The following is a 23,399-nucleotide window of genomic DNA, read 5'->3' on the forward strand; positions in this document are numbered from 1 at the left end:
TTTATTCAATAAGAGCCTTTTTTTATGGATATAGTCAGTGCTTAAATAGCAATTCCAACCGGAAGCATGTCCTTGTATTTCATGCGGTTTTTTCTTACAAAACCTGCAATTTTAGGATGAGTAGGAACCACTTTGAGTTTTTTCTCATTTTTAATATTTTCAAATACAGCAGTTAAAAATTCGTTTCTAAATTCTACATCATCCTCTAATTCTTCAGGGACAATTAATTTAGTTAGGAATATTTTTCTCTCTTGCTGGGCATATTCAATTTTTGCCAACATGTCGCCTTTGCGACACTCGTACTGACGTAAAAATTCATTGTCAGTAATTTCTAAGGTAGTAGAGGTATTCATATACTTTATTTTAACTCATTATAACCTACTAAATAGACTATCACTAATTTTATTAAAGCTAACTTTATGGCCGATTAGTGAAGTGAGTAAAAATTTCACTTATAATAATGCAAATATAGTTTAAAATTGATGCTATACATCAATTTTAATGTTAAAGCGCTGATGGAAAGCGTTTATTAATGATATGAAACACGTTTATCTTATGCCAGGTATGGCAGCTTCTTCCTTGATTTTTGAGCATATCAAACTGCCCGAGAATGAATTCACTCTACATTATTTAGAATGGATTATACCTCATAAACAGGAAAGCTTGACTTCCTATGTCAGTCGCTTGTTAAAATTAGTTACTCATAAGAACCCTGTGCTTATAGGGGTTTCATTTGGCGGTATAATTGTACAGGAGATGGCAAAACTGATAGCCGTGGATAAACTTATTCTTATTTCAACCGTTAAATCCAACAAAGAATTCCCAAGAAGGATGCGTTTTTCCAGAAGGCTAGGTTTGCATAAGATTTTTCCTACCAGCCTGGTAGAAAGTTTTGATGTATTGAGTAACTACAGTTTTGGTATTGCTCCTAAAAAGATAGAAATGTATAAAAAATACCTTTCTGTAAATAGTTCTGTTTACCTGGACTGGGCACTGGACACCATAATCAATTGGGATCAAGAAGAATCATTACCGGGTGTTATTCATATTCATGGCGATGCAGACCCTGTTTTTCCAATTAAATATATTAATGATTGCATCGTTATTCCTAAGGGGGCTCATGTAATGATTGTGAATAGATACCGATGGTTCAATGAACACTTGCCAGAACTTATTCTTTCCTGAAAAGCAGAAAGCTTAACGGTTTGTAAGACGTTAATCGTTTCATCTTTATTTATCTTTGAATAAATTCCTTAAACACATGAAAAAGATACTTTTAGGGGCTGGAATAGCCATCGTTTTTATAGTTATTATTAGTGCTATCCAACAAGGAGGAGCTGCTTCTAATACAACTACAATTGGAGCTTTGAATACATCGACTACGGTAAAAGTGGAAAAGCGTGTACAAGATTATAATGTATACAGTGTCAACTTACCTAAAAGTCTTGATTTTGCTGGTGAAGCAGTACCGCTTCATCAACCAGATATAAAAGAACGTGTTGATCGTGAGTTTTTAGTAAACACCTACTGGCAATCCAATGGTATATTACTGATTAAACGAGCCCAAAAATATTTCCCAATTATTGAGCCTATTCTTGCAGAAAATGGTGTTCCAGACGATTTTAAATATCTAGCGGTTATAGAAAGTGGTTTGCAAAATGTTAGTTCTCCGGCTGGAGCGAGAGGTTTTTGGCAAATTATGACTGGAACAGGCAGGGAATTAGGATTAGAAGTAAATGACAATGTTGATGAACGCTACCATATAGAAATGTCAACTAAAGCAGCATGTGACTATTTAAAGGAAAGCAAATCAAAATTTGGTTCTTGGACTCTTGCGGGAGCTGCCTATAATGCCGGTAACGGAGGAATTAACAAACAATTAGAAGCCCAAGGAGTAGGGAGTTATTACGATCTTCTTTTAGGAGAAGAAACGGGTCGTTATGTTTTCAGAATTTTAGCTCTCAAAGAGATTCTTAAAAACCCGAAGAACTTTGGCTTTAATGTAGACCCTAGTCATGGGTATGAAGTTATTCCTACTAAAAATGTATTGGTAGATTACGAGGTGGATGATCTTTCCGCTTTCGCGAAAGCTAATGACATTAATTATAAGATTCTTAAAATCCACAACCCGTGGTTAAGGGAACCTAGTTTAAATAACAAATCAAAAAAGGAATACACCATTGCTATTCCTGAAAAAGGCTATTATAATTAAACAGGATCAATAGGGCTCTCTCTATAGTGTTGCCTACCATTTTTTAAGGCAGTCCTTGTAACTTAAGAAAAACACTTCTATCTTTTAATATTTTGTAAGCTTTTATCTTGATGAACAAGGTTTAACGCATACAAAAATAATAGTCGTAAATAAAGAGTTTGCCGCTACAGGAACTTCTTAATATGGTTTACAAAAGTTTTGATAGCAATGCACTCATTTTTGACTCAGCTTTTGCTGAAGAACTCCGTGATCCATTTTTTAAAGATTTAATCTATTGTGAACAAGTTGTTATTGAAAAGTGACAAAAGGAGATAAATTGAATAAAATGAAAGAGTCTTTTTGTAGCTTGTGACCAACATTATTATAACCATGAAATCAACTAAAATGAGCTTAACTACTGTATTACTACTATTATTAATAGGATTGCTTGCTGGTGTTTTGAGTGGCAGTGTAGGAGTAGGAGGCGGTGTTATCATGGTTCCTTTAACTATTTGGTTTTTAGGATATTCACAACATCAAGCGCAAGGAATGAGCCTGGCTGTCCTCGCTGTCCCTGTTACTTTACTCGCGGCATATACCTATCATAAAAATGGGCATACGCTGGACTGGCGTTATGCTCTTGTTATTGCAGTAGCATTTGTAATAGGCGGGTTTTTTGGTTCAAAAATAGCTATTAGTATTAATCAACAAATGCTTAAAAAGGTGTTTGGAGTAATATTGTTGGTCGTTGCCATTAAAATGATCTTTTTCTCCAGCGTTAAAGGAGTTAGTTAAGAAAATCCTAACATTTTGAAGATCTAAATTAACGACATTTACATACTTATTAAAAATTAAAAAATCACACCATGAAAAAATTAATAATCGTTTTAAGTTTAATGTTTGTAGCTACTAGTGTTGCTGCTCAGATAGATGCGCCACAACCTAGCCCAAGCGCTAAGGCCATGCAAACCGTAGGTCTTACAGAAGTTACTCTAGAATATTCTCGTCCAGCAAAAAGAGGAAGAGCTATTTTTGGAGAGTTAGTGCCATTTGACAAACTGTGGAGAACTGGTGCAAACTCAAATTCTATGATTACATTTTCTGACGATGTAAAATTTGCTGGGACAGATGTAAAAGCAGGAACATATGCTGTTTATACAAAACCAGGAAAGAACGAATGGATCGTAATGTTATACAACGACACGAGTAACTGGGGTAATCCTAGAACTTGGGACGAAAATAAAGTAGTTGCTAGCGCTAAAGTAGAAACTAAAAAACTAAAAAACGAAGTAGAAAGCTGGACCATGGCGATCAATGAAGTGACTATGGAAGGTGCTCATTTACAAATGATGTGGGAGGAAACATTAGTAGCTGTTCCTTTTACTGTTCCTACAGCTGCCAAAACACAAGCTAGTATCGATAAAGTTATGGCAGGCCCATCAGCAGATGATTATTATAGTGCTGCTACATTTTACTTGGATGCAAATAAAAACTTACAACAAGCACATGAGTGGATATCTGAGGCTGTGGAAGCACGTCCTGAAGCCTATTGGATGCACAGAAAAAAATCTCTTATAGAGGCAAAAATGGGTAACAAGTCTGCTGCGATTGCATCGGCAAAAATCTCGTTGACTCTTGCAGAAGAAGCAAAAAATATGGATTATGTAAAATTGAATACCGACAGCCTTAAAGAATGGGGCGCAAAGATGTAAGGATATTTTATGATCTCGCTTTCGCGAAAGCGGAACAACTAAAAACCGTTTAGATTATTTCTAGGCGGTTTTTTTTATGATCAAAACTCAAATATCTGTTAAAGGAGGTAGAACTCATGTGCTATTTTTTAAATTTAGTTTCAACATAAAAATATAACAATGAAATTTTCAAGAAAAGCAAATGCCCAATGGGAAGGAACAGGTAAAGAAGGAAAAGGAAACATTTCTACACAAAGTGAGGTGCTCGATAAGACCGCATATTCATTTGGCACCCGCTTTGCCGAAGGTAAGGGGACTAATCCAGAAGAATTAATAGGAGCTGCACATGCGGGTTGTTTCACTATGCAATTGAGTTTTTTACTCAACGAAGAAGGCTTTACAGCTACTGATTTATCTACAGATGCTAAGGTTACATTTGAAGATGGAGAAATCACTCACATAACTTTAGAACTAACTGGAAATGTTCCAGATGTGTCTAAAGAAAAGTTTGCAGAGATCGCAAATAAAGCAAAAGAAGTCTGCCCTATATCAAAATTACTAAAAGCAGAGATTTCCTTAGAAATAAAGTAAATAATCGCATCTTATTTTTAAACCCGTCCGTACTAGTTACAGGCGGGTTTTTAATGGAATACATTTTCTATATTAATAAAATCTCCAGTTAGCAGGTGATTGAGGTGTGGTTTATAATTCGGGTGTTTTTATTACCTAGTAATTCTTGAACCTTAAAAGCAGCGAACTCTCTGAAACCACCGTGTAAAAGTATTGTTGATTCTCTAGCTATTTTCAAATTGAAAAGTGGTGCGATCTTCCTTATTTAAGGAGCTAAATAACAAAGCAAATCCTATTGTTAAAAATGCTCCTAACGGATTCAACCAAAGGAATGGAAGGATTTCAATTCCTTCTACAAATTCATGTAACATGGCACAAGTGGCAACAATGACTTGAGAAATACAAGCTGCTATAAAAACGGCTTGTCCTTTTATTCTTTTAAAGTAAAAAGCGACTAAGAATATACCTAGAATAGTTCCGTAAAAAATAGACCCTATAAAATTGACCAGTTGGATCAAGTTGTCAAATAAAGAAACAAAGCTAGCAAAGAAGATGGCCATAAGACCCCACATGAGCGTGAACCACTTGCTCATATTTACATAATGATCGTCGTCTTTTTCTTCCTTGCGGTATCTTTTGTATATATCTATTGTGGTCGTGGAACTTAAGGCATTTAATTCTGACGCTGTGGAACTCATTGCAGCACTTAGTATGACCGCAAGCAATAATCCTATAAGGCCTTTAGGCAAGTGATGTAATATGAAATGTATAAACACAAAATCCTTGTCATTAGTTTCAATGCCACTGTCTGCCTTTTCAATAAGGGTGCGTGCCGTAGCTCTGTTCGTTTCTTCTTGAGATCTCAGGGAATTCAAAGCCAATTCATAATCGACAATATCTTCTGAAGCAGAGGTGTTTAGTGCTGTGGCATACTTTTTTTGAACTTTTTGTTTTTCTTTTAATATTTCTTCATGACTGGATTCAAGTCTGCTGTACTGACCTGCAAATTCGCTTTCTTTCACTGCTTTTTCTGCCGCGGGGTTAAAGTTTAAGGGGGTGGAGTTGAATTGATAAAAAACAAAAACCATAACACCTACCATAAGAATAAAAAACTGCATAGGTACTTTAAGCAGTCCGTTGAACAGCAGTCCAATACGCATTTGTTTTACAGATTTCCCGGACAGATAGCGCTGTACCTGTGACTGGTCCGTTCCAAAATAGCTCAACATTAAAAAAGTAGCTCCAAAAAGTGCGCTCCACACATTATAGCGATCATCTAAGGAGAAATTAAAGTCTAGAATTTGCATTTTTTCGGCACTTCCTGCCATGGTGAGCGCATTGTCAAAAGTGACGTTATCTGGCAATTGAGTTACGATAAGGACAAAGGCAGTTACCATTCCGGCCATGATGACAATCATTTGTTGCTTTTGGGTCACGTTAACGGCTTTAGTACCTCCAGAAACCGTATAGATGATGACTAGAATACCTATGATGATATTCAGGTATTTTAATTCCCAATCCAGTACGGCGCTCAAAATAATTGCCGGCGCATAGATAGTAATTCCGGCGGCTAGACCACGTTGGATCAAAAAGAGGATGGAGGCAAGAGACCTGGTTTTAAGGTCAAATCTTTTTTCTAGAAACTCGTAAGCCGTGTATACTTTCAGTCTATGATATATAGGGATAAAAGTCACACAGATAATAATGACTGCAATGGGAAGCCCAAAATAGAATTGAACAAACTCCATTCCGTCGGTATAGGCTTGTCCAGGGGTGCTTAAAAAAGTAATAGCACTTGCTTGGGTAGCCATCACCGAAAGTCCTACAGTCCACCACCTAGCGTCACCACCTTTAATGTATTCTTCACTAGTCTGTCTTCCTCTAGTCTTATAAACTCCGTAAAGTACTATAAAAGCTAGTGTACTTACAAGTATGAACCAATCAACTATTTCCATAAATCGAGCTTATAATATAAAACAATACGGCAAAGACAATATTTGCTAGAATAACCAGTGCATACACAAGCTTCCATTTTTTAGAATTTTCCTTGGCCATCTTTGTTTTCAATTGGTTGATTTTCAACTCCTATACTGATTATATTTGCCAGTAATTTATAAGCCCCTGAAACTCCTGCAGGTAATTCTCTAAAAAGGCTTAATCCTGTATAAATAATATGGCCCTTGCCATATTCAGCAACGATCAGACTTCCTTTAGTCATCTCCTCATCCTTATCACTCATTCCTAAAATAGGAGTAAAGGCAGTATCCCATTGTTCTGGAAAATAAAGTCCGCGTTCCTGTACCCAACCTTCAAAGTCTGTTGAGGTAATCGCATTAGGATAGGACATGATCTTATGCTGAGGTTCTAATATGGTTACGGTCGCATTTTCATCAGTTACTCGCTTTCGCGAAAGCGTAATAGGTAAAGGCCCTAATTCATCAGGACTAATTCTGCGACTTGTATTGTATTGCATCATCAAGGTGCCGCCATTTTTCACATAAGTATCCAAACGGTTTTGCAGTGCCGCCATATCGTCTTCTGCTACATTATAAGCTCTGATTCCTACTACTACGGCATCGTATTTAGAAAGATCATCTGGCACTTCACTTGGTTCAAATTTGAATACTTTACCACCTATAGCTTCAATAGCTTGAGCGACATCATCTCCAGCACCATTGATATAAGCAACCGTTTGAGCCGTATTGATAAGACCAGGTTTTACTACTTGAGACTCGTTATCTCTAACCAATTGTTGATTTGGAATATGATCGTAATCGATCTTAATCACTTCCTGTTTAAAGATCTGTGAACCTATTTTAACCCATCCAGAAATGACACCTCTTGAGGCCGTTTTAGGGGGTTGTACATTAAAGGTGTAGGTTTTTTCCTCTCCTTTTTCTAATCCTTTAAAATTAAAATCTGTAGGAGTAATGCTCCAGTTATCTGGATGAGCTAACTCTAAGCTACCTTGAGGTAATTTTTTATTTGCCTTGATGGTTACATGAACAGGTTGTGCGGTATTTCCAGAGAATACATATACTGGATTTTCTATGCTTACAGCAACTTCTGGAACGACATGAAAAGGTTCATTCACCTCGCCACGCACAGGGTCCGTGCGCTTGTGAATGATGGGAATTTCTCTATATAATCGAGTTCCCTGTATTTCTAAAAAGGTTCTTACTATAAACTCAGGGCCCATTTCAGGTTTTCCCGTAAGACCTCTATTTTGAAATTGATACATTCCTAAACTGCCTTTTTCTTTTAAGTAATACGGAGTGCTGGCTTCGTAATATGCAGGAATATTTAAAGTTGCTTCTATAGTTTTAGTATCGTTTTGATGGAGACGGAGTTCCTTTTCTTGGATTTGAATCAGTTGGTTCGGTAGAAGGCTTACTTCAAACTTTTCTGATGACCTATTGGTGAGCTCTACACGCACCGTTAAAGATTCTCCAGCAGTAGCTGTAGATGTATTCACACTTGCTTCTAGATAAACGCCTGCTATATCAAGAACTATCTGGTCGAGTTCCTCTAATTTGATATTTTTCCAGTGTTCGTCTTTTAATTTTTCAATTTGAGCTCGCATTTCTAATAGCGCAGGAATGCTCGCCGTCGGATTTTTAAAATCATAGTTGGTTATGATAGAATTGAGTAAGGTCTTTATGCTGCTGCCGCCTGTTACACGAGTCCAAGTGGTGTTTATTCCAGAAAACAAATCAGATTTATCAGTAGGGAAGGAGCCTTTTAGATACTCTAAATATTCTGTTTGTGAACCTCTTGAACCAGAACTTCCAAAGCCTTGAGATTGGTGCTTACTTCTGCTTAATGCAGCAATCTCGCTATTAGATAGTCCTTTGTATGGGTAATAAGTTCCAGCATCTAGTTCTAGAAGGTTGGTCTTATCTGCTTTTTCAAAAGCCTCTTCACTTCCATAAAACCACCAGCTGGTATTAAAGAATATACGTTGTGCTTGCCAGGTGTTGAGTTCTTTTAACTGGTTGGCATAAATAGTTTTATCTGCTGCAAAATCAAAAACCTTCATACTCAACATGGCGCTGCTGGTATGATGTCCGTGTGTTGATCCAGGAGTGCGATGATCAAATCTATTAATGATTACATCTGGTTGAAATTCTCTGATAATACGCACCATATCTTCCATCACTTCCTGCTCATTCCATATTTCTAGGGTTTCATCAGGATGCTTGGAATAGCCAAAATCATTGGCACGTGTAAAAAATTGCTGCCCGCCATCGGTATTTCTGGCTTCTAGCAACTCTTGAGTTCTTATCATTCCCAACTGTTCCCGCAACTGCGGCCCTATAAGGTTCTGACCACCGTCACCGCGTGTGAGCGATAGGTATGCAGTACGCGCCATTTGATCATTGGCAAGCCAAGAAATAAGTCGTGTATTTTCATCATCAGGATGCGCAGCTACGAAAAGTGCTGTTCCCAAAAAACCTAATTTCTCGATTTGATGATAGATTTCGGCCGTATTAGGCTGTTTTTGAGCAAGCCTATTTTCTTGAGCAACAGCTGTCGACAATAGGAAAAGGGCCATTATGGAGGTAAAAAAAATATGCTTCATATAGTCTGTGAAGATAGAATTTTCAAATCTTAAAATTTTGTGAAGATTTGCTTGCGCGAAAGCGGAACCTAATCAAACAAAAGAATGGTCCAATTATATTTGGTGCCATTTGATTTTTGCTATGATAGTTCCTTTTTCCTCTTTATGGATTAAAGTACAACAATTTTAAAAGGAAAAGTCACTACTTCATTTACGTCAGAAGCACTTGGTCCAAAAAAATATTTGTTTACCAGGCTATTATTGAAAGTAGAAAAGCTAGAAGAGTACCAATTCTGTTCCTTTATTATTATACTGTGGGCATCAATCAATTTACGATATCCATAATATTTGCCCACATTTCCTCATGGAACAAAACAGGAACGGTCTCTTGTGCTGAGGTGTCGCCCATACGTATCACTACCATGTTTAAACTAGGAACTACGTCTATAAACTGACCGTTTTTACCAAGTGCACTAATCATATCTATAGGTCCAGATGGTGTTACTGAAGATGGAATAGCGGCTGTAGTTCCCGGAAATACAACAGAGTCCTTTCCATTGAGCCACCACAAGTAACCATAAGACTCGTTGATAGATTGAGAGGTAGTGGTCATGGAGTTAAAATAAGTAGCGTCTCCTAAAACAGTGGTATCCTCCCAGAGACCTTGGTTTAAAGTCAATAGACCAAAACGCGCGGCACTTCTCGCCGTACTGAAGTACACCTCGTTTAAACCGTTGGTGCTTAACCAAGATCCATCCATCCCGATTTTATCCTTAATTGCCGTATTTGTGAATTGGTTATTGGTAACTCCAGTAGCATTTTCTAAAACCCTATGCAATAAGGTATAGGTGCCGTTGTGATAGTACCATTGATTTCCAGCATCGGTTAGATAATTAAGACAAGCTGGTGCAGTGCAATCTACTACAGGCACATTATAATCAATTCCAGTAGTAAAAGACAGCTGGTTTTTAACGGTAATTAAATCTTCTTTGTTTGCTGGCATGCTCGTCCAGCCAGCTCCCAAATAATCTGATGTTTTATCATTGATATTTAAGCTGCCTTCCTCTTGTGCAATACCTATTAAGGTAGCGGTAAGGGACTTTCCAGCACTTGCCCAGTACCAATTGCTATCTGCAGTAAATGGATTTCCTTGTAAATCGTTGTTCCAATAATTTTCTAAGACTATTTTTCCATCGATCAGTACTATAAACGCACGAGTTTCATTGACCTCAAGAAACGTCTGAAGCTCAGTGATTTTTTGTGCGTCCCATTGAAGTGTTGTGGGATTTATAGTTTCCCAAGTAGTACTGGTTAAAGGAGGGAAATAAGCTTCCTCCAGAGGAATAAAAATAGTGTCGTCAGTAGAGTTACAAGCAGATAATAGGATGAGTGTAAACATCAAAAAGTAAAAAGGATATTTCATAATCAGAACTTTTGAATTACAAGAATAAGCATTTGACCATAAATAAATGCAAAAGTTTAAATACCTAGTAAGCTACTCCGTTATCGTTTTCGTAAATTTGCAATCCATAATCTGATAAGTTCATAATGCAAGATCAAACACCATATATTCCCGTAAATAAAGTACGTATAGTAACGGCCGCCAGTCTTTTTGACGGTCATGACGCTGCTATTAACATCATGCGACGTATCATACAATCTACGGGTTGTGAAGTGATTCATTTAGGTCACGATAGAAGCGTAGAAGAAGTGGTAAACACTGCTATTCAAGAAGATGCAAATGGTATCGCTCTAACTTCTTATCAAGGTGGTCACAATGAGTATTTTAAATACATGCGTGATTTATTGGTAGAAAAAGGTGCTGGTCATATCAAGATTTTTGGTGGTGGAGGTGGGGTTATTCTTCCTTCTGAAATCAAAGAACTCATGGATTATGGCATTACTCGCATTTATGCTCCAGATGATGGACGCGCGATGGGATTGCAAGGAATGATTAATGATTTGGTAAAGCAATGTGATGTTGCTGTTCCCCCTTTCGCGAAAGCGGAATTAAACGGAGAGCTTTTAGAAAATCATGCACCTACCATAGCGCGATTGATCTCACTTGCAGAAAACAGACACGAAGACTTTGTAAAGCATTTTGCACAAGCTGATAAAACTGAAAAACAAGCTCCAGTGCTAGGAATTACAGGAACTGGAGGTTCTGGAAAATCTTCCTTAGTAGATGAATTGATCCGTAGGTTTTTAGTGGATTTCCCAGAAAAAAATATAGGAGTTATATCGGTAGACCCATCAAAGCGTAAGACTGGTGGAGCACTTTTAGGTGATAGAATACGTATGAATGCCATCAATAGTGATCGCGTTTATATGAGGTCCCTAGCAACGAGAAGGTCCAACCTAGCGCTTTCCAAACATGTCCAAGAAGCGGTGGATATTTTAAAAGCAGCCAACTATGATTTAATAATTTTAGAAACCAGCGGTATAGGACAAAGCGATACCGAAATACTAGACCATAGCGATGTGTCTTTGTATGTAATGACACCAGAATTTGGCGCAGCGACACAGTTGGAAAAAATCGATATGCTCGATTTTGCAGATGTGGTAGCGATCAATAAATTTGATAAACGCGGTTCCCTAGACGCACTGAGAGATGTAAAAAAACAATACCAGCGCAACCATAATTTGTGGGAAGTAGACCCAGCGACATTACCAGTTCACGGAACCATTGCAAGCCAATTCAATGATCCAGGAATGAATGCTTTGTATGAAGCACTAATGGCTGAGCTAACTAATAAAACAGCAGTAGACTTCAGTTCTAAAAACGAACTCAATAAAGCACAAAGCGAAAAGATATTTGTCATCCCACCATCGAGAACTCGTTATCTAAGTGAAATTGCAGAAAGCAATAGAGCCTACGATAACATCGCAGATGCACAATCTAAAGTAGCTCAGAAATTATATGGTGTCTATCAAACAATTAATACCTTATTAGACCAAAACGAGAATGCTAGTTCGAGCGAAAGTCGAGAACGTTTAATTACAGAAAAAGGCTTAAATGAAGAATACATCATCTCACAAACACTTGCAGATGATACCGATTTCATGGATCTTTTAATTGCCCAATTCAACAAATCCCTAAAAGATCTCGATCCCTACAACTGGGAAGTAATTACCGGTTGGGATGAAAAAGTAAACAAGTACAAGCAACCTATTTATGAGTTTCAAGTACGTGACAAAGTCATTAAAATTGAAACACATACCGAGTCACTTTCTCATAAGATGATTCCTAAAGTGGCGCTGCCTAAATACAGCGCATGGGGCGATATTTTAAAATGGTGTTTACAAGAAAACGTACCAGGAGAATTCCCATATACCGCGGGATTGTATCCATTTAAAAGAACTGGAGAAGATCCTACCAGAATGTTTGCAGGTGAAGGTGGACCAGAACGTACCAACAAACGTTTCCATTATGTAAGTCTTGGAATGCCGGCAAAACGACTGAGTACAGCTTTTGATAGTGTAACTTTATACGGTAACGATCCAGGATTACGACCAGATGTATATGGAAAAATTGGTAACGCCGGAGTGAGTATTTGCTGTCTGGATGATGCTAAAAAACTCTATTCTGGGTTTGATTTATCGCATGCCATGACATCGGTTTCTATGACTATCAATGGACCGGCTCCTATGCTATTAGGATTCTTTATGAATGCCGCGATTGATCAAAATTGTGAACGATTCATTACTGAAAACGGATTAGGCGATAAAGTAGAAGCAAAGCTCAAAGAAGTTTACGACGATAAAAAAGTAGAACGTCCTTCTTATTTAAATGCTGAAGGAGATAAAGTATATTCTAAAAATGGCCAGATAGATGTCAACAAATTACCAGAAGGAAATGATGGTCTAGGTTTGATGCTTTTAGGATTGACAGGAGATCAGATTCTAGAACCAGCAGACTATGCCCGTATTAAAGCCGAAACTTTGGCTCAAGTGCGTGGAACAGTTCAAGCAGATATTTTAAAAGAAGATCAAGCACAAAACACTTGTATTTTTTCTACCGAATTTGCGATTAGACTAATGGGTGATGTACAGCAGTATTTTATTGAAGAAAAAGTACGCAACTTCTACAGTGTTTCTATCTCTGGATATCATATTGCAGAGGCTGGAGCAAATCCGATTACACAATTAGCGTTCACATTGGCAAACGGATTCACTTATGTAGAATATTATTTGAGTCGCGGTATGGATATCAACAAATTTGGTCCTAACCTAAGTTTCTTCTTTTCCAACGGTGTTGATCCAGAATATTCGGTTATAGGTCGTGTGGCTAGAAAAATTTGGTCAAAAGCCTTAAAGAATAAATACGGAGCTAACTCTCGTGCACAAATGTTGAAATACCACATTCAAACCAGTGGACGTTCTCTACATGCACAAGAGATTGACTTTAACGATATACGCACCACATTACAAGCGCTTTATGCGATTAATGACAACTGCAACTCCTTACATACTAATGCTTATGATGAGGCGATCACCACACCTACTGAGGAATCGGTAAGACGTGCGATGGCGATCCAATTGATCATCAATAAAGAATTAGGTCTGGCTAAAAATGAGAATCCAATTCAAGGAGCCTTCATTATTGAAGAGTTAACCGACATGGTAGAAACCGCTGTTTTGGAAGAATTTGACCGCATTACAGAGCGTGGTGGCGTGCTAGGAGCCATGGAAACCATGTACCAGCGCAGTAAGATTCAAGAAGAATCCATGCACTACGAGATGTTGAAACATACTGGCGAATTCCCTATCATAGGAGTGAATACGTTCCTAAGTTCAAAAGGCAGCCCAACTGTTTTACCAGCTGAGGTGATCCGTGCGACAGAAGAAGAGAAGCAAGCTCAAATTGCTACAAAAAATAATTTGCATACCGCTTTCGCGAAAGCGCAACAAGAACAACTATCAAAAATCCAAGAAGCAGCCGTACAACAAGGCAATATCTTCGAGCACTTGATGGAAGCCACAAAGATCTGTACACTAGGACAGATCACGGAGGCCTTGTTTGAAGTAGGTGGGCAATATAGAAGAAATATGTAAGCAGAGAACCACCAGCTCTGCTGGTGTGTGAATCGCTTATCCCGATGAGTGACGCAGGAGCGATATCGGGATCTGTACCTTTATCAATCTTTGGTAGTACCGTTTCTGAAATTTTAAAAAGCGCAAACCGACAGGTTTGCGCTTTTTTTATAACCTGTCATTACGAGGAGAGCAACGACGAAGTAATCTGCTGTTCAAATCGAGAAGTATTTTAATAAACCAGCGGCTTAGGTTTAAAACCTGTCAGGTTGCCAGCGCTTCTCCCTTGCGAAACCTTACAGGTTAGAGTAAAGGTTTTGATTAAAACAAGATGTCAGTTCGAGCGAGAGCGATGCACTGAGCCTGTCGAAGGGTCGAGAACCATTACAGAAGAAATTTCATTGGTTAGCCTTCATATGTCCATCCGCTGCAGAGCGGATGCGCTAACAACCTTTCTCAAATACTATTTAATAGCATCAAGGTTTCCGTTGCCCATCCCTAAAGGGTGCGGAAACACGAGAATTTTATTAGAAATGCAATTAAGAACCATTAATTTCCGCACTTGATGCGGAAACTGCTGGAATTTATAAGGTTTGCGCTTTTCTATTCAATGTTGTCGTCCATCCGCTGCAGAGCGGATGCGCTAAGAATCTTTCTCAAATACTATTTAATAGCATCAAGCTTGGTGTTTCCCCAACCCTAAAGGTTGCGGAAACACCAAGCTTTTAAAAGAAATGCAATTAAGAACCATAAATTTCCGCACTTGATGCGGAAACTGTTGGAATTTATAAGGTTTGTGTTTTTTTATTTTATGCCAGTTCGAGCGAGAGCGATGCACTGAGCCTGTCGAAGGGTCGAGAACGATTACGGAATGAAATATCTATAATTTATTTAAGGTTTAATTTTTATACTGTCCATCCGCTGCAGAGGGGATTCGTATAATTTTATAGCTATATCGTCTTATTCCTAACCGGCTTTTATGATATAAGAAACTCCTAAATCCTTTAGCAAACGTTTAACATATACGGTTTTAATTATAATGTAGTTTGCACGAGTAAGTACAAGATAATTTATGATGAAGCAGATCTTTTTAATTTTAACAATTATCCTTTTAAGCGGGACCACAATAGCACAAGTTGGAGTCAATACAGCTAATCCCGATACCTCAGCTGCTCTAGATATCTCATCAAGTGATAAAGGGGTCTTGTTTCCTCGAATGGATTTGGGTGATTTAACAGTTGCCGATCCAGTTGTTAATCCAGTGGAGAGTCTCTTGGTATGGAATACTGATGCTGCTAATGGTGGAAGTGCTAAGGGTTTTTATTATTGGGATGGCGAGTGGAAAGCCTTTGGAACATCTTCAAGCGACCAGTTGTCAGGTGTTTTTGGTGAACTGACTTTAGACTCAGATTTAAATACTTCTTTACGAAGATATAATAATACCTTTATCACAAGTTCTTCAACTGGAACCTCTTCAGGTGTTACCCTTGATAGTGCACAATCTACAATGACTGTGCAGGTTGATGGAAGGTATAGGTTGACGTATACAATTACATATGACAAGGTTTATAATGCAGGATCAAACTATATTGAATTTTATTTGCATCGATATAACAATCCTATTGATGCGAGTAAAACAACTGGAAACTTATCAACTTCTCAAAATACAGTTACGCATACCGTTGAGTTAGATCTTAACGCTAATCAAACCTATGGTATGGGAATTTCTAGAAGTGATACCGGACCTGGCGATATAGACATAACCATTTATTCTGATTTAACTCAATTTAGTTTACAGCGCCTTTAAATTTTTTCCAATAAAATTTATTCTAAGGAACATCTGTGTGGACTTAATGCAAGCTGCAAAGATTTGTATTGTATGAAAAATTACAGAGGCCTAGTTTGAGGTAGGAGGATGGTGCTACCGCAAAATTTTAAATCCCAAGTTCTAAGTATAAACTGAAGAAGCGCAATCTAGTGGTTTACAAGTTTATATTCTATGGTGTCCATCAGATGCATAGCGGACTCGCTAAGAGTCTTTCTCATGAGCAAGTTAATAGCACGATCCAGCCTTTCCCTTTAGATGAAGGGAAAAAAGTAAAGAAGCGACAGCGATTTACGAAAAGGGTTTGGCGGGATGCAGGAATCTATCGAGAAGTTTCTTTCCCCATCCCTAAAGGTTGCGGTAACAGGTGACTTAAAGAAATGCAATTAAGAACCATAAATTTCCGCACTTGATGCGGAAACTGCTGTAACGTTCTCCATGCTAGTTAACTATCTATTTCTAGCCTTTCTCTTCAGCCGCTTGTATCCAATTAGTGGGGTTTAGGCTTATCTAAAAGTAACGAAGCGCCTAATAATTTAGGTTTGACTATTCTTAAAAATCAAACGAATTTGAGTATGGAAAAGATATAGTTAGAGCAAGACTTTGTTTTATAATTCAAACAGTTTTCTTCTAGATCATTGTAAGTAATTCTATCCTGATGCTCTAGGCCAAAAGTTTTTCAATAGACCAGTAGCTCAATCCTGCAGCTAAAATCCCTAAAACAAGACTTAAAACGAGGTATAAAATCGCAGAAGAAAAAGATCCGTTTTTTATCAAGAAAAAAAGCTCTGCACTGAATGTAGAAAAGGTAGTGAGACCACCGCAAAAGCCTACTCCTAGTAATACATACCAGTGATGGGTTAGGTGTTCTTTGTGAAAAGCTGCGAGAAAACCTCCTAACAATAAACAACCCAAGATGTTTGCACTAATCGTGGGAATCCACTTCAGACTATTACTATTTTCTATGATAGAAAAATAAAATCTAAGACTACTGCCCAATCCGCCGCCAAGAAAAACAAATAAGAATGCTTTCATCTATTGAATAGGTAAGTATATTTCTGTAAAATAATCGGCGGGGTTAGGAGTTAGCATCGGATCAGTTTTATAAACTTCATAAGGTGCTTCTTCAGATCTCACCAATCCATTTTGATCAATAAACTCTTCCCCTTTTTTTCTAGCCTCGTCTAAATTGCTATAAGCTCCTTTCAAAGTCACCTTTACTGCTTTCCCAGGTTCTTGGTAGCTGCACAATATGTTGCTATTGGTAGCGGTGATCTCTCTATTCTGAACGGGTATTGCCGCAGAAAAAATCATGCTATCATTATAAGGGTTTATTTTCTCATAGATTATACGAGGCATGCCGTACATATCTATTTTATTGCGCTGCATATAGGACATGATATTTTGAAGCATCTGAGTTTTTAATTCTTGAAAGTTTTCTTTTTTTGAACTTGAGGACATGTATAAGAAATAACCGCCTCCAGTTTCTATAATACCGTCAACACTTGAAGAACTTATATTCATGTTTTTGATGACGATTTTTTCTAAGTTTTTTAGTCCTTTTTTATATTTGGGAGCAATCTCATCTTCCATATTGAAACCAAAAACAGCGCCCATTGCTTTATCAACTAATCCTTGTTCTCCTTTAATATTCCAGGTAATAAGTGTTCCATCTTCAACTTGTTCTAGGGCCATAATCACCTCGCTATTAGAACTAGTCATACCATTATCGTAAAACATATCCATGATAATTGACTTATCTGGCTCAAGGCCTGTTATGGTCATTTTACCATTGCCATAAGAATCTATAAAAGAATAATTAGCATCGACACCTTGAGTTTGCGTTCCCATTGTGGTTTCTATTTCTACATCTTCTAGCCATGGATTCCAGTTCTCCCATTGTTTAAAATCTTCTATTTGATCGTATATCACAGATGTTGGTGCATCTATGACTAGAGTTTCGGTAATATCGTATGTACCGTCTTTAAGTGAAAAATATACAGCACCTCCTATAATAAGGATGAGCAGAAGAATCAGAATATATTTGATCGCTTTCATTTTTGGTTCCTTTTATCATATCAAAGATACAATTATTGCATATTATAGGTCTCCTTTAAAGGATAAGAGTAAGGAGGATTAAAGAGCATTTTGGTATCGTAGAAGCTCAATCGAAAGTAGTTGTAAAATAAAAACTGTCAGAAGTATCTGACAGTTTTTTAGAAAGTCATCTTAAAATGAGCTTTCTTCCCCTAAATTATGGATAGATTAAGGTTGGCTAGATCTATATTACAGTTGTAAATTTAAGTTAGTTATAAGCATTATAAAATACCCCTTAAAGGGTATATTTTAATGCTATGGACGTATAAAGAAAGCACTTATTTAATTAATAAGTCAAAAAAAAAGCTCCCGGTTTTCAAAACCAAGAGCTTTAATAAGTTGAAAGCTTGCTTTTTATCTAAAAACGCCGCTAGGAAAACTCACCATACTTTCTATGCCATCTTTTCCAATTGCTGCTACTCCAAAAAACGAGTTGTCGATCACAATACCTTTTAAAGTAAACTCAGATAGATCCCCTACATAACGAGAGTGGTCCCAAGTAGGACTAGTAGTATCTCGCCAATAGATTTTATAACCCACGGCTTCTTTTACTTGATCCCATTGTAACTTTACATCGGCTTCCACAATACCGCCTATTTTTACATTTTGTGGTCGACTAGGAGCCCAACCCAGTTGTGCAAGGTTGATGGCATTTACCGCTGTTAATTTTTTTGCATAGGTAAAGTTGACATGCTCCACCACATCTCCATAGTTGATGCCGTCCTCTGTTCTAATATCTTGGTGCTGTTGTGTGTAGTTTTCATGTGCTTCCATAATGCGTATCCCTGGGAATCCAAGGTCGGCAAAAGGCCTGTGGTGTCCACCACGACCAAAACGGTCTAATCGGTACACCATCATTGGTTTCATTTCGGGCATATAATCAGTCACTGATTTGTGTATGTACCTCGCTAATTGTCGTGAGATTCCGTCTACTTCACCACCGTAAAAACGTCTTCCGTTTCTTTGTTTTTCTGTTTCTGTAGGGTCTGTAGGTTCTGAGAAAATCCTGAATTCGCGATTATCAGTCACTCCATCGACACCTGTTATATTTCCTATCATGTCATTGTTTAAAAAGCCTATGACATTCCATTCTTTTTTCTGCGCATATTCTGCAAGCCCCTTACCGCCAAAAAGCCCTTGTTCCTCACCACTTAATCCTACATAAACAATACTGTTGTTAAACTTGCGCTTACTCAATACCCTTGCTGCTTCAATGGTTCCTGCCATACCACTCGCATTATCGTTTGCTCCAGGAGCATCTGTAGTGAAATCCATGGTGTCACTAGCTCGTGAATCTATATCACCGCTCATCATTACCATATCATTAGGGTTTTTAGTACCACGTTGAATCGCTACTACGTTTACCACCCAAGCATCTTTAGGAATACGATTCCCCATTTCTTTAGTCACATAATCTTTCTGATAAAACACTTCCAGACAGCCACCACAATCTGCTGATATTTTGTCAAATTCTGCTTTGATCCACCTTCTAGCAGCACCTATTCCTCTGGTGTCAGAAATAGTATCAGAAAAGGTATTTCTCGTTCCAAATCCAGCCAATTTTCTAATGTCTTTTTCAATACGGTCGGCACTTACCTCATCAATAATGTGGTAGAGATCCATCTGATGATTTGTAGGCACTTGTGCGATTCCTGATATACTTACCAATAAGGCTATAATTATAATTCTCATAGTTAAATTTGTTTTAAAGATATGTTATGACTCGCTTTCGCGAAAGCGAAAATAAAAATAAGCTGCTCACATCAAACAACTTTTTATACTTGTTACTCTTCTATTTCTATTTTCACTTCCTTTTCTGAGGCGGTGAAATCGTTATTATTTATCCAGTAATCTGAGGTAATAATCTCATACTGATCATTTTCTAAGGCTTTGAAGTACCAAATAATATCTGCTGCTTCATCAAATTCTTCTTCTCCCGCGAGCTGCTTTTTATACAATCGTTTGAATATTGCATGGTCGGTAATAATAGGAGCAAGACATTTAAGTGCAATAGCTTCATCCACTGCGATATCAGTTTTGTGATGAGGAACGAGTTTTACTTTTATGACGCTCGCTTTGGCATGCGGAAACTTTCCATTGTATGCCTTATAGAGCAATTCGTTAATATCAAATAATCTGGAATGAAAAGAGATATCAGAGTAATGCTCAGCCACGTTTTCTTTGAGCATATCGTGTGATATTTGCTCTATTTGTCCTTCATTCAAATCCTTTCCTAGTTGGTGTTGGAGTATGAGTAGAGCAGCTTCTTGAGGCTCAAAATCGCTAATTGCCATATAGAGCAATTCCTTAAGATCTTTATCAGTAGCATCACCAGAATCGCCAAATTCAAAAACGTCTAATAATGCGATATAATCATCATGTGACCATTTTCCATCAATTTCATTTATGGAGGTCACATCTAATAAGTTTACTTTGTATGTCATATAAATTAACTTTTATAAAAGTCAAAAGAAAGATAGCTGAACCCTTTTTGTCTTTTATTAAATTGATGATAAAATTATAAAACAAAAAAACCTGTCTTGGTAAAAAACAGGTTTTGAATAGAGGCGTGTATAGTTAGACTTGTTTATGAATTTCTACTTGATGAGGATAAGGAATCTCAACACCTATGGAATCAAGTGTAGGCTTAAAGTTTTGTTGTAGGTAAAAGTTGACGGTCCACACATCGGCTGTAAGTGTATATGGGCGCACCAAAATATTTATGGAACTACTTGCATTTTCGGCTACTTTAACTATTGGTGCTGGATCTTTAAGGACTAATGGGTGGTCGGCACATAATTTTGTTAGTGCTTCTAAGGTTTTAGGAATATCGGCATCATAACTAACACCGATCATGGTTTCACACCTTAAAATCCCTTCAGTGTCATAGTTGATGATATTCCCATTAAGAAGGGGCCCGTTAGGAATAATAGCAAGTTTGTGTGAAAATGTAACTACTTTAGTTTGTAAAATATCTATTTCTTTAATGGTACCAGTGATCCCTTGTGCTTCAATGGTGTCTCCTACTTTAAAAGGTTTGAAGACTAATAGAAGTACTCCACCAGCAAAATTAGAAAGTGACCCTTGTAAGGCTAGCCCTATAGCAAGTCCAGCAGCAGCAAGAATCGCAGCAAAACTAGACGTCTGTACGCCTAATGTTCCTATTACAGTTACTAATAATAAAATGGTAAGCCCCCACTTAATCAGATTGAGTAAAAACTTCTCTAATGTGAGGTCACAATCTCTCGCAAGCATGACTTTTTTAGTGAGCTTTAGGGTTCTTTTGATCAGCCACCTTCCTATAACGTAGATAAGAATAGCTTTTAACAAAGGAATTCCATATTCAAGGATGAGTTCAGATCCTTTTTCTAAATTAAAATTTTCGATTAGTTCTTTCATAATAGGTAAAGTTAAAATAAGCTGACAACATCCCTGTATAGGATTTGTTAAGAGTTAAAGGGTCTGGAGTCATTCTCCATTCCTTTGTCACACTGAAAAGAGTTTAGTCTCAATTTCTATTTTCTAACTAAAGTAGAAGTCGCAAATTTTAAAAAGCCGCTTTACTGATTGTAGTAAGCGGCTTTTGTGAAATAGAGGTTTTAAATCCCTAAAAAGGATATTTATTGGTTTCTGTTACTTTATCAGCAATGGTATTTCTTAATTCTACTATATTAGGAAGGTTTACATATTTTGTAAAACGCTTCAAGCCCATAAGCATCATGCGTTGTTCATCGCCTTCAGCAAAACTTGAAATTCCTTCCTCGGCTCTTGCTTGTACGATTTTTGAAGCACTGTATAAGTACAATTGAGACATAGCAATTTGCTCTTTTTGCTCCTCGACACTAGTACGTGCGATGTTCTTTTGAGTTCTTAATATGGCACTTTCGGCCATATAGATTTCGATAAGAATATCAGAGGCAGCTAGCAGTAACTGCTGGTGCTCTTCTAATGCTGGACCAAATTTTTGAACAGCACTTCCTGCAACCATTAGGAATACTTTTTTAAGTTTTTTAACCATATCCATTTCTTCAGATAGTGGCTCAGAGAAGTCAGGAGTATCAAAAGAGGGTATAGAAGTCAATTCATTTCCTACTGCCATTGCTGGTTCCAGAAGATTCACATGACCTTTCATCGCTTTTTTAACAAGCATTCCTACAGCTAGCATGCGATTGATTTCGTTAGTACCTTCGTAAATACGGGAGATACGTGCATCTCTCCAAGCTGATTCCATAGGAGCGTCTGCGCTAAAGCCCATTCCTCCATAAATCTGGATTCCTTCATCTGCACAAGCTTGCATATCTTCAGAAACAGCTACTTTAAGTATAGAACATTCAATAGCAAATTCTTCTACACCTTTCAATTCGGCCTCAGCAAAAGTGGCTCCTTCTTCTTGACGTAAGTGAATTCTATTTTCAATATCCTTTGCAGCTCGGTAAGAAGCACTTTCACCTACATAAGCATTCGTTGCCATTTCAGCTAGTTTCTTTCTTATAGCTCCAAATTTTGCGATAGGAGTATTGAACTGTTCTCGTTCGTTTGCGTATTGTGTTGCAAGAGAAATCACTCTGCGTTGTGCATCTAAACAAGCAGCAGCAAGTTTGATACGACCTACGTTTAATGCATTCATGGCGATTTTAAAACCTTCACCACGACCAGCAAGCATGTTTTCTGCAGGGACCATACAGTCGTTAAAGAATACTTGACGAGTAGAAGAGGCGTGAATACCTAATTTATGTTCTTCTTCACCCATAGAGATACCATTACTAGCATCATTTTCAACTATAAAACCTGTAATGTTTTTATCATCTCCTAAACGCGCAAATACTACAAAAACCTTACAGAAACCTGCGTTTGAGATCCACATTTTCTGACCGTTGATTTTGTAATGTTTACCGTCTTCGGTAAGTTCTGCTTTAGTTTTACCAGAGTTGGCGTCAGATCCTGCGCCTGGCTCTGTTAAACAATAAGCTCCAAACCACTCACCAGTAGCAAGCTTAGGTACGTATTGTTTCTTTTGTTCTTCCGTACCGTACAAAGTGATAGGCATCGTACCTATTCCAGTATGGGCACCAAATGCTGTTGCGATGGAACCAGTAGCACCAGATATGTAATCACAGACCAACATAGTAGAAACAAATCCCATTCCTAACCCGTCGTATTCCTCAGGAACTGCGACCCCTAAGAATCCCATTTCTCCTGCCTTGCGCATTACTTCTTCCGTAAGTGCGTAATCTTTCTTTTCAAAACGTTCTTTATAGGGAACGATTTCTTTATCTACAAAATCTTGCACACTTTCACGCATCATTTTTTGCTCGTCCGTAAAATCTTCTGGACTGAATACGTCTTGTGGGTTAGTCTCTGTTACGATGAATTGTCCACCGCGTATCATTTCTGTTTTTTTAATTGTTTCTGTTGACATAACTTTCTTTT

Annotated in this window: 17 protein-coding genes; 7 read left to right on the top strand and 10 right to left on the bottom strand. The window is 37.7% G+C overall.

Annotated features, from left to right (window positions below):
• Positions 1 to 41 precede the first annotated feature (41 nt).
• Positions 42 to 353 (bottom strand): GNAT family N-acetyltransferase, encoded by a 312-nt coding sequence (locus CW736_RS09660; protein WP_101013748.1) that lies wholly within the window; start codon positions 351 to 353, stop codon positions 42 to 44.
• A 184-nt stretch (positions 354 to 537) separates the two neighbouring features.
• Here CW736_RS09660 and CW736_RS09665 point away from each other — a divergent pair, with 184 nt between their 5' ends.
• The 5 genes from CW736_RS09665 (at position 538) to CW736_RS09685 (ending at position 4,473) form a co-directional block, all read left to right on the top strand.
• Entirely contained in the window at positions 538 to 1,185 is a 648-nt protein-coding gene (locus CW736_RS09665) for an alpha/beta fold hydrolase (RefSeq protein WP_232735338.1), read from the top strand.
• Between the two features lie 76 nt (positions 1,186 to 1,261).
• Positions 1,262 to 2,212: a lytic transglycosylase domain-containing protein gene (locus tag CW736_RS09670; protein ID WP_101013749.1), complete on the top strand. Its 951-nt coding sequence runs from the start codon at positions 1,262 to 1,264 to the stop codon at positions 2,210 to 2,212.
• A gap of 384 nt (positions 2,213 to 2,596) precedes the next feature.
• Positions 2,597 to 2,986 carry a sulfite exporter TauE/SafE family protein gene (locus CW736_RS09675; protein WP_101015103.1) on the top strand — a complete coding sequence of 130 codons (390 nt, stop codon included), beginning with the start codon at positions 2,597 to 2,599 and terminating at the stop codon, positions 2,984 to 2,986.
• Positions 2,987 to 3,057: 71 nt separating this feature from the next.
• Positions 3,058 to 3,903, top strand: a complete 846-nt coding sequence (locus CW736_RS09680) for a DUF2911 domain-containing protein (RefSeq protein WP_101013750.1) — start codon at positions 3,058 to 3,060, stop codon at positions 3,901 to 3,903.
• Between the two features lie 159 nt (positions 3,904 to 4,062).
• Positions 4,063 to 4,473: an OsmC family protein gene (locus tag CW736_RS09685; RefSeq protein ID WP_101013751.1), complete on the top strand. Its 411-nt coding sequence runs from the start codon at positions 4,063 to 4,065 to the stop codon at positions 4,471 to 4,473.
• A gap of 203 nt (positions 4,474 to 4,676) precedes the next feature.
• Here CW736_RS09685 and CW736_RS09690 read toward each other — a convergent pair whose 3' ends face one another.
• The 3 genes from CW736_RS09690 to CW736_RS09700 form a co-directional block, all read right to left on the bottom strand.
• Positions 4,677 to 6,407: a sodium:solute symporter gene (locus CW736_RS09690; protein WP_101013752.1), complete on the bottom strand. Its 1,731-nt coding sequence runs from the start codon at positions 6,405 to 6,407 to the stop codon at positions 4,677 to 4,679.
• Between the two features lie 80 nt (positions 6,408 to 6,487).
• A complete protein-coding gene (locus CW736_RS09695) occupies positions 6,488 to 9,007 on the bottom strand; it encodes a PIG-L family deacetylase (RefSeq protein WP_198519317.1) in 2,520 nt (839 codons plus the stop codon).
• Positions 9,008 to 9,338: 331 nt separating this feature from the next.
• On the bottom strand, positions 9,339 to 10,436 hold the full coding sequence (locus CW736_RS09700) for a serine hydrolase domain-containing protein (RefSeq protein ID WP_232735339.1): 1,098 nt from the start codon (positions 10,434 to 10,436) through the stop codon (positions 9,339 to 9,341).
• A gap of 125 nt (positions 10,437 to 10,561) precedes the next feature.
• Between CW736_RS09700 and CW736_RS09705 the strand changes: the two genes are divergently transcribed.
• Both CW736_RS09705 and CW736_RS09710 read left to right on the top strand, forming a co-directional pair.
• Positions 10,562 to 14,068: a methylmalonyl-CoA mutase family protein gene (locus tag CW736_RS09705; protein WP_101013755.1), complete on the top strand. Its 3,507-nt coding sequence runs from the start codon at positions 10,562 to 10,564 to the stop codon at positions 14,066 to 14,068.
• Between the two features lie 1,051 nt (positions 14,069 to 15,119).
• Positions 15,120 to 15,854 carry a hypothetical protein gene (locus CW736_RS09710; protein WP_101013756.1) on the top strand — a complete coding sequence of 245 codons (735 nt, stop codon included), beginning with the start codon at positions 15,120 to 15,122 and terminating at the stop codon, positions 15,852 to 15,854.
• Positions 15,855 to 16,535: 681 nt separating this feature from the next.
• Here CW736_RS09710 and crcB read toward each other — a convergent pair.
• The 6 genes from crcB to CW736_RS09740 form a co-directional block, all read right to left on the bottom strand.
• Positions 16,536 to 16,907, bottom strand: a complete 372-nt coding sequence (crcB, locus tag CW736_RS09715) for a fluoride efflux transporter CrcB (RefSeq protein ID WP_101013757.1) — start codon at positions 16,905 to 16,907, stop codon at positions 16,536 to 16,538.
• Entirely contained in the window at positions 16,908 to 17,930 is a 1,023-nt protein-coding gene (locus CW736_RS09720) for an SRPBCC family protein (protein WP_101013758.1), read from the bottom strand.
• Positions 17,931 to 18,323: 393 nt separating this feature from the next.
• On the bottom strand, positions 18,324 to 19,592 hold the full coding sequence (locus CW736_RS09725) for a M28 family peptidase (protein WP_410503954.1): 1,269 nt from the start codon (positions 19,590 to 19,592) through the stop codon (positions 18,324 to 18,326).
• 161 nt (positions 19,593 to 19,753) lie between these two features.
• A complete protein-coding gene (locus tag CW736_RS09730) occupies positions 19,754 to 20,413 on the bottom strand; it encodes a hypothetical protein (RefSeq protein WP_101013760.1) in 660 nt (219 codons plus the stop codon).
• 133 nt (positions 20,414 to 20,546) lie between these two features.
• Positions 20,547 to 21,368, bottom strand: a complete 822-nt coding sequence (locus tag CW736_RS09735; protein WP_101013761.1) for a mechanosensitive ion channel family protein — start codon at positions 21,366 to 21,368, stop codon at positions 20,547 to 20,549.
• Positions 21,369 to 21,576: 208 nt separating this feature from the next.
• The gene (locus CW736_RS09740; protein WP_101013762.1) at positions 21,577 to 23,388 is read right to left on the bottom strand and encodes an acyl-CoA dehydrogenase family protein; all 1,812 of its coding nucleotides are present in this window, start codon (positions 23,386 to 23,388) and stop codon (positions 21,577 to 21,579) included.
• Positions 23,389 to 23,399: the final 11 nt, after the last annotated feature.

Source organism: Nonlabens sp. MB-3u-79 (genome assembly GCF_002831625.1).
In the GTDB taxonomy this organism is placed as follows: Bacteria; Bacteroidota; Bacteroidia; order Flavobacteriales; family Flavobacteriaceae; genus Nonlabens.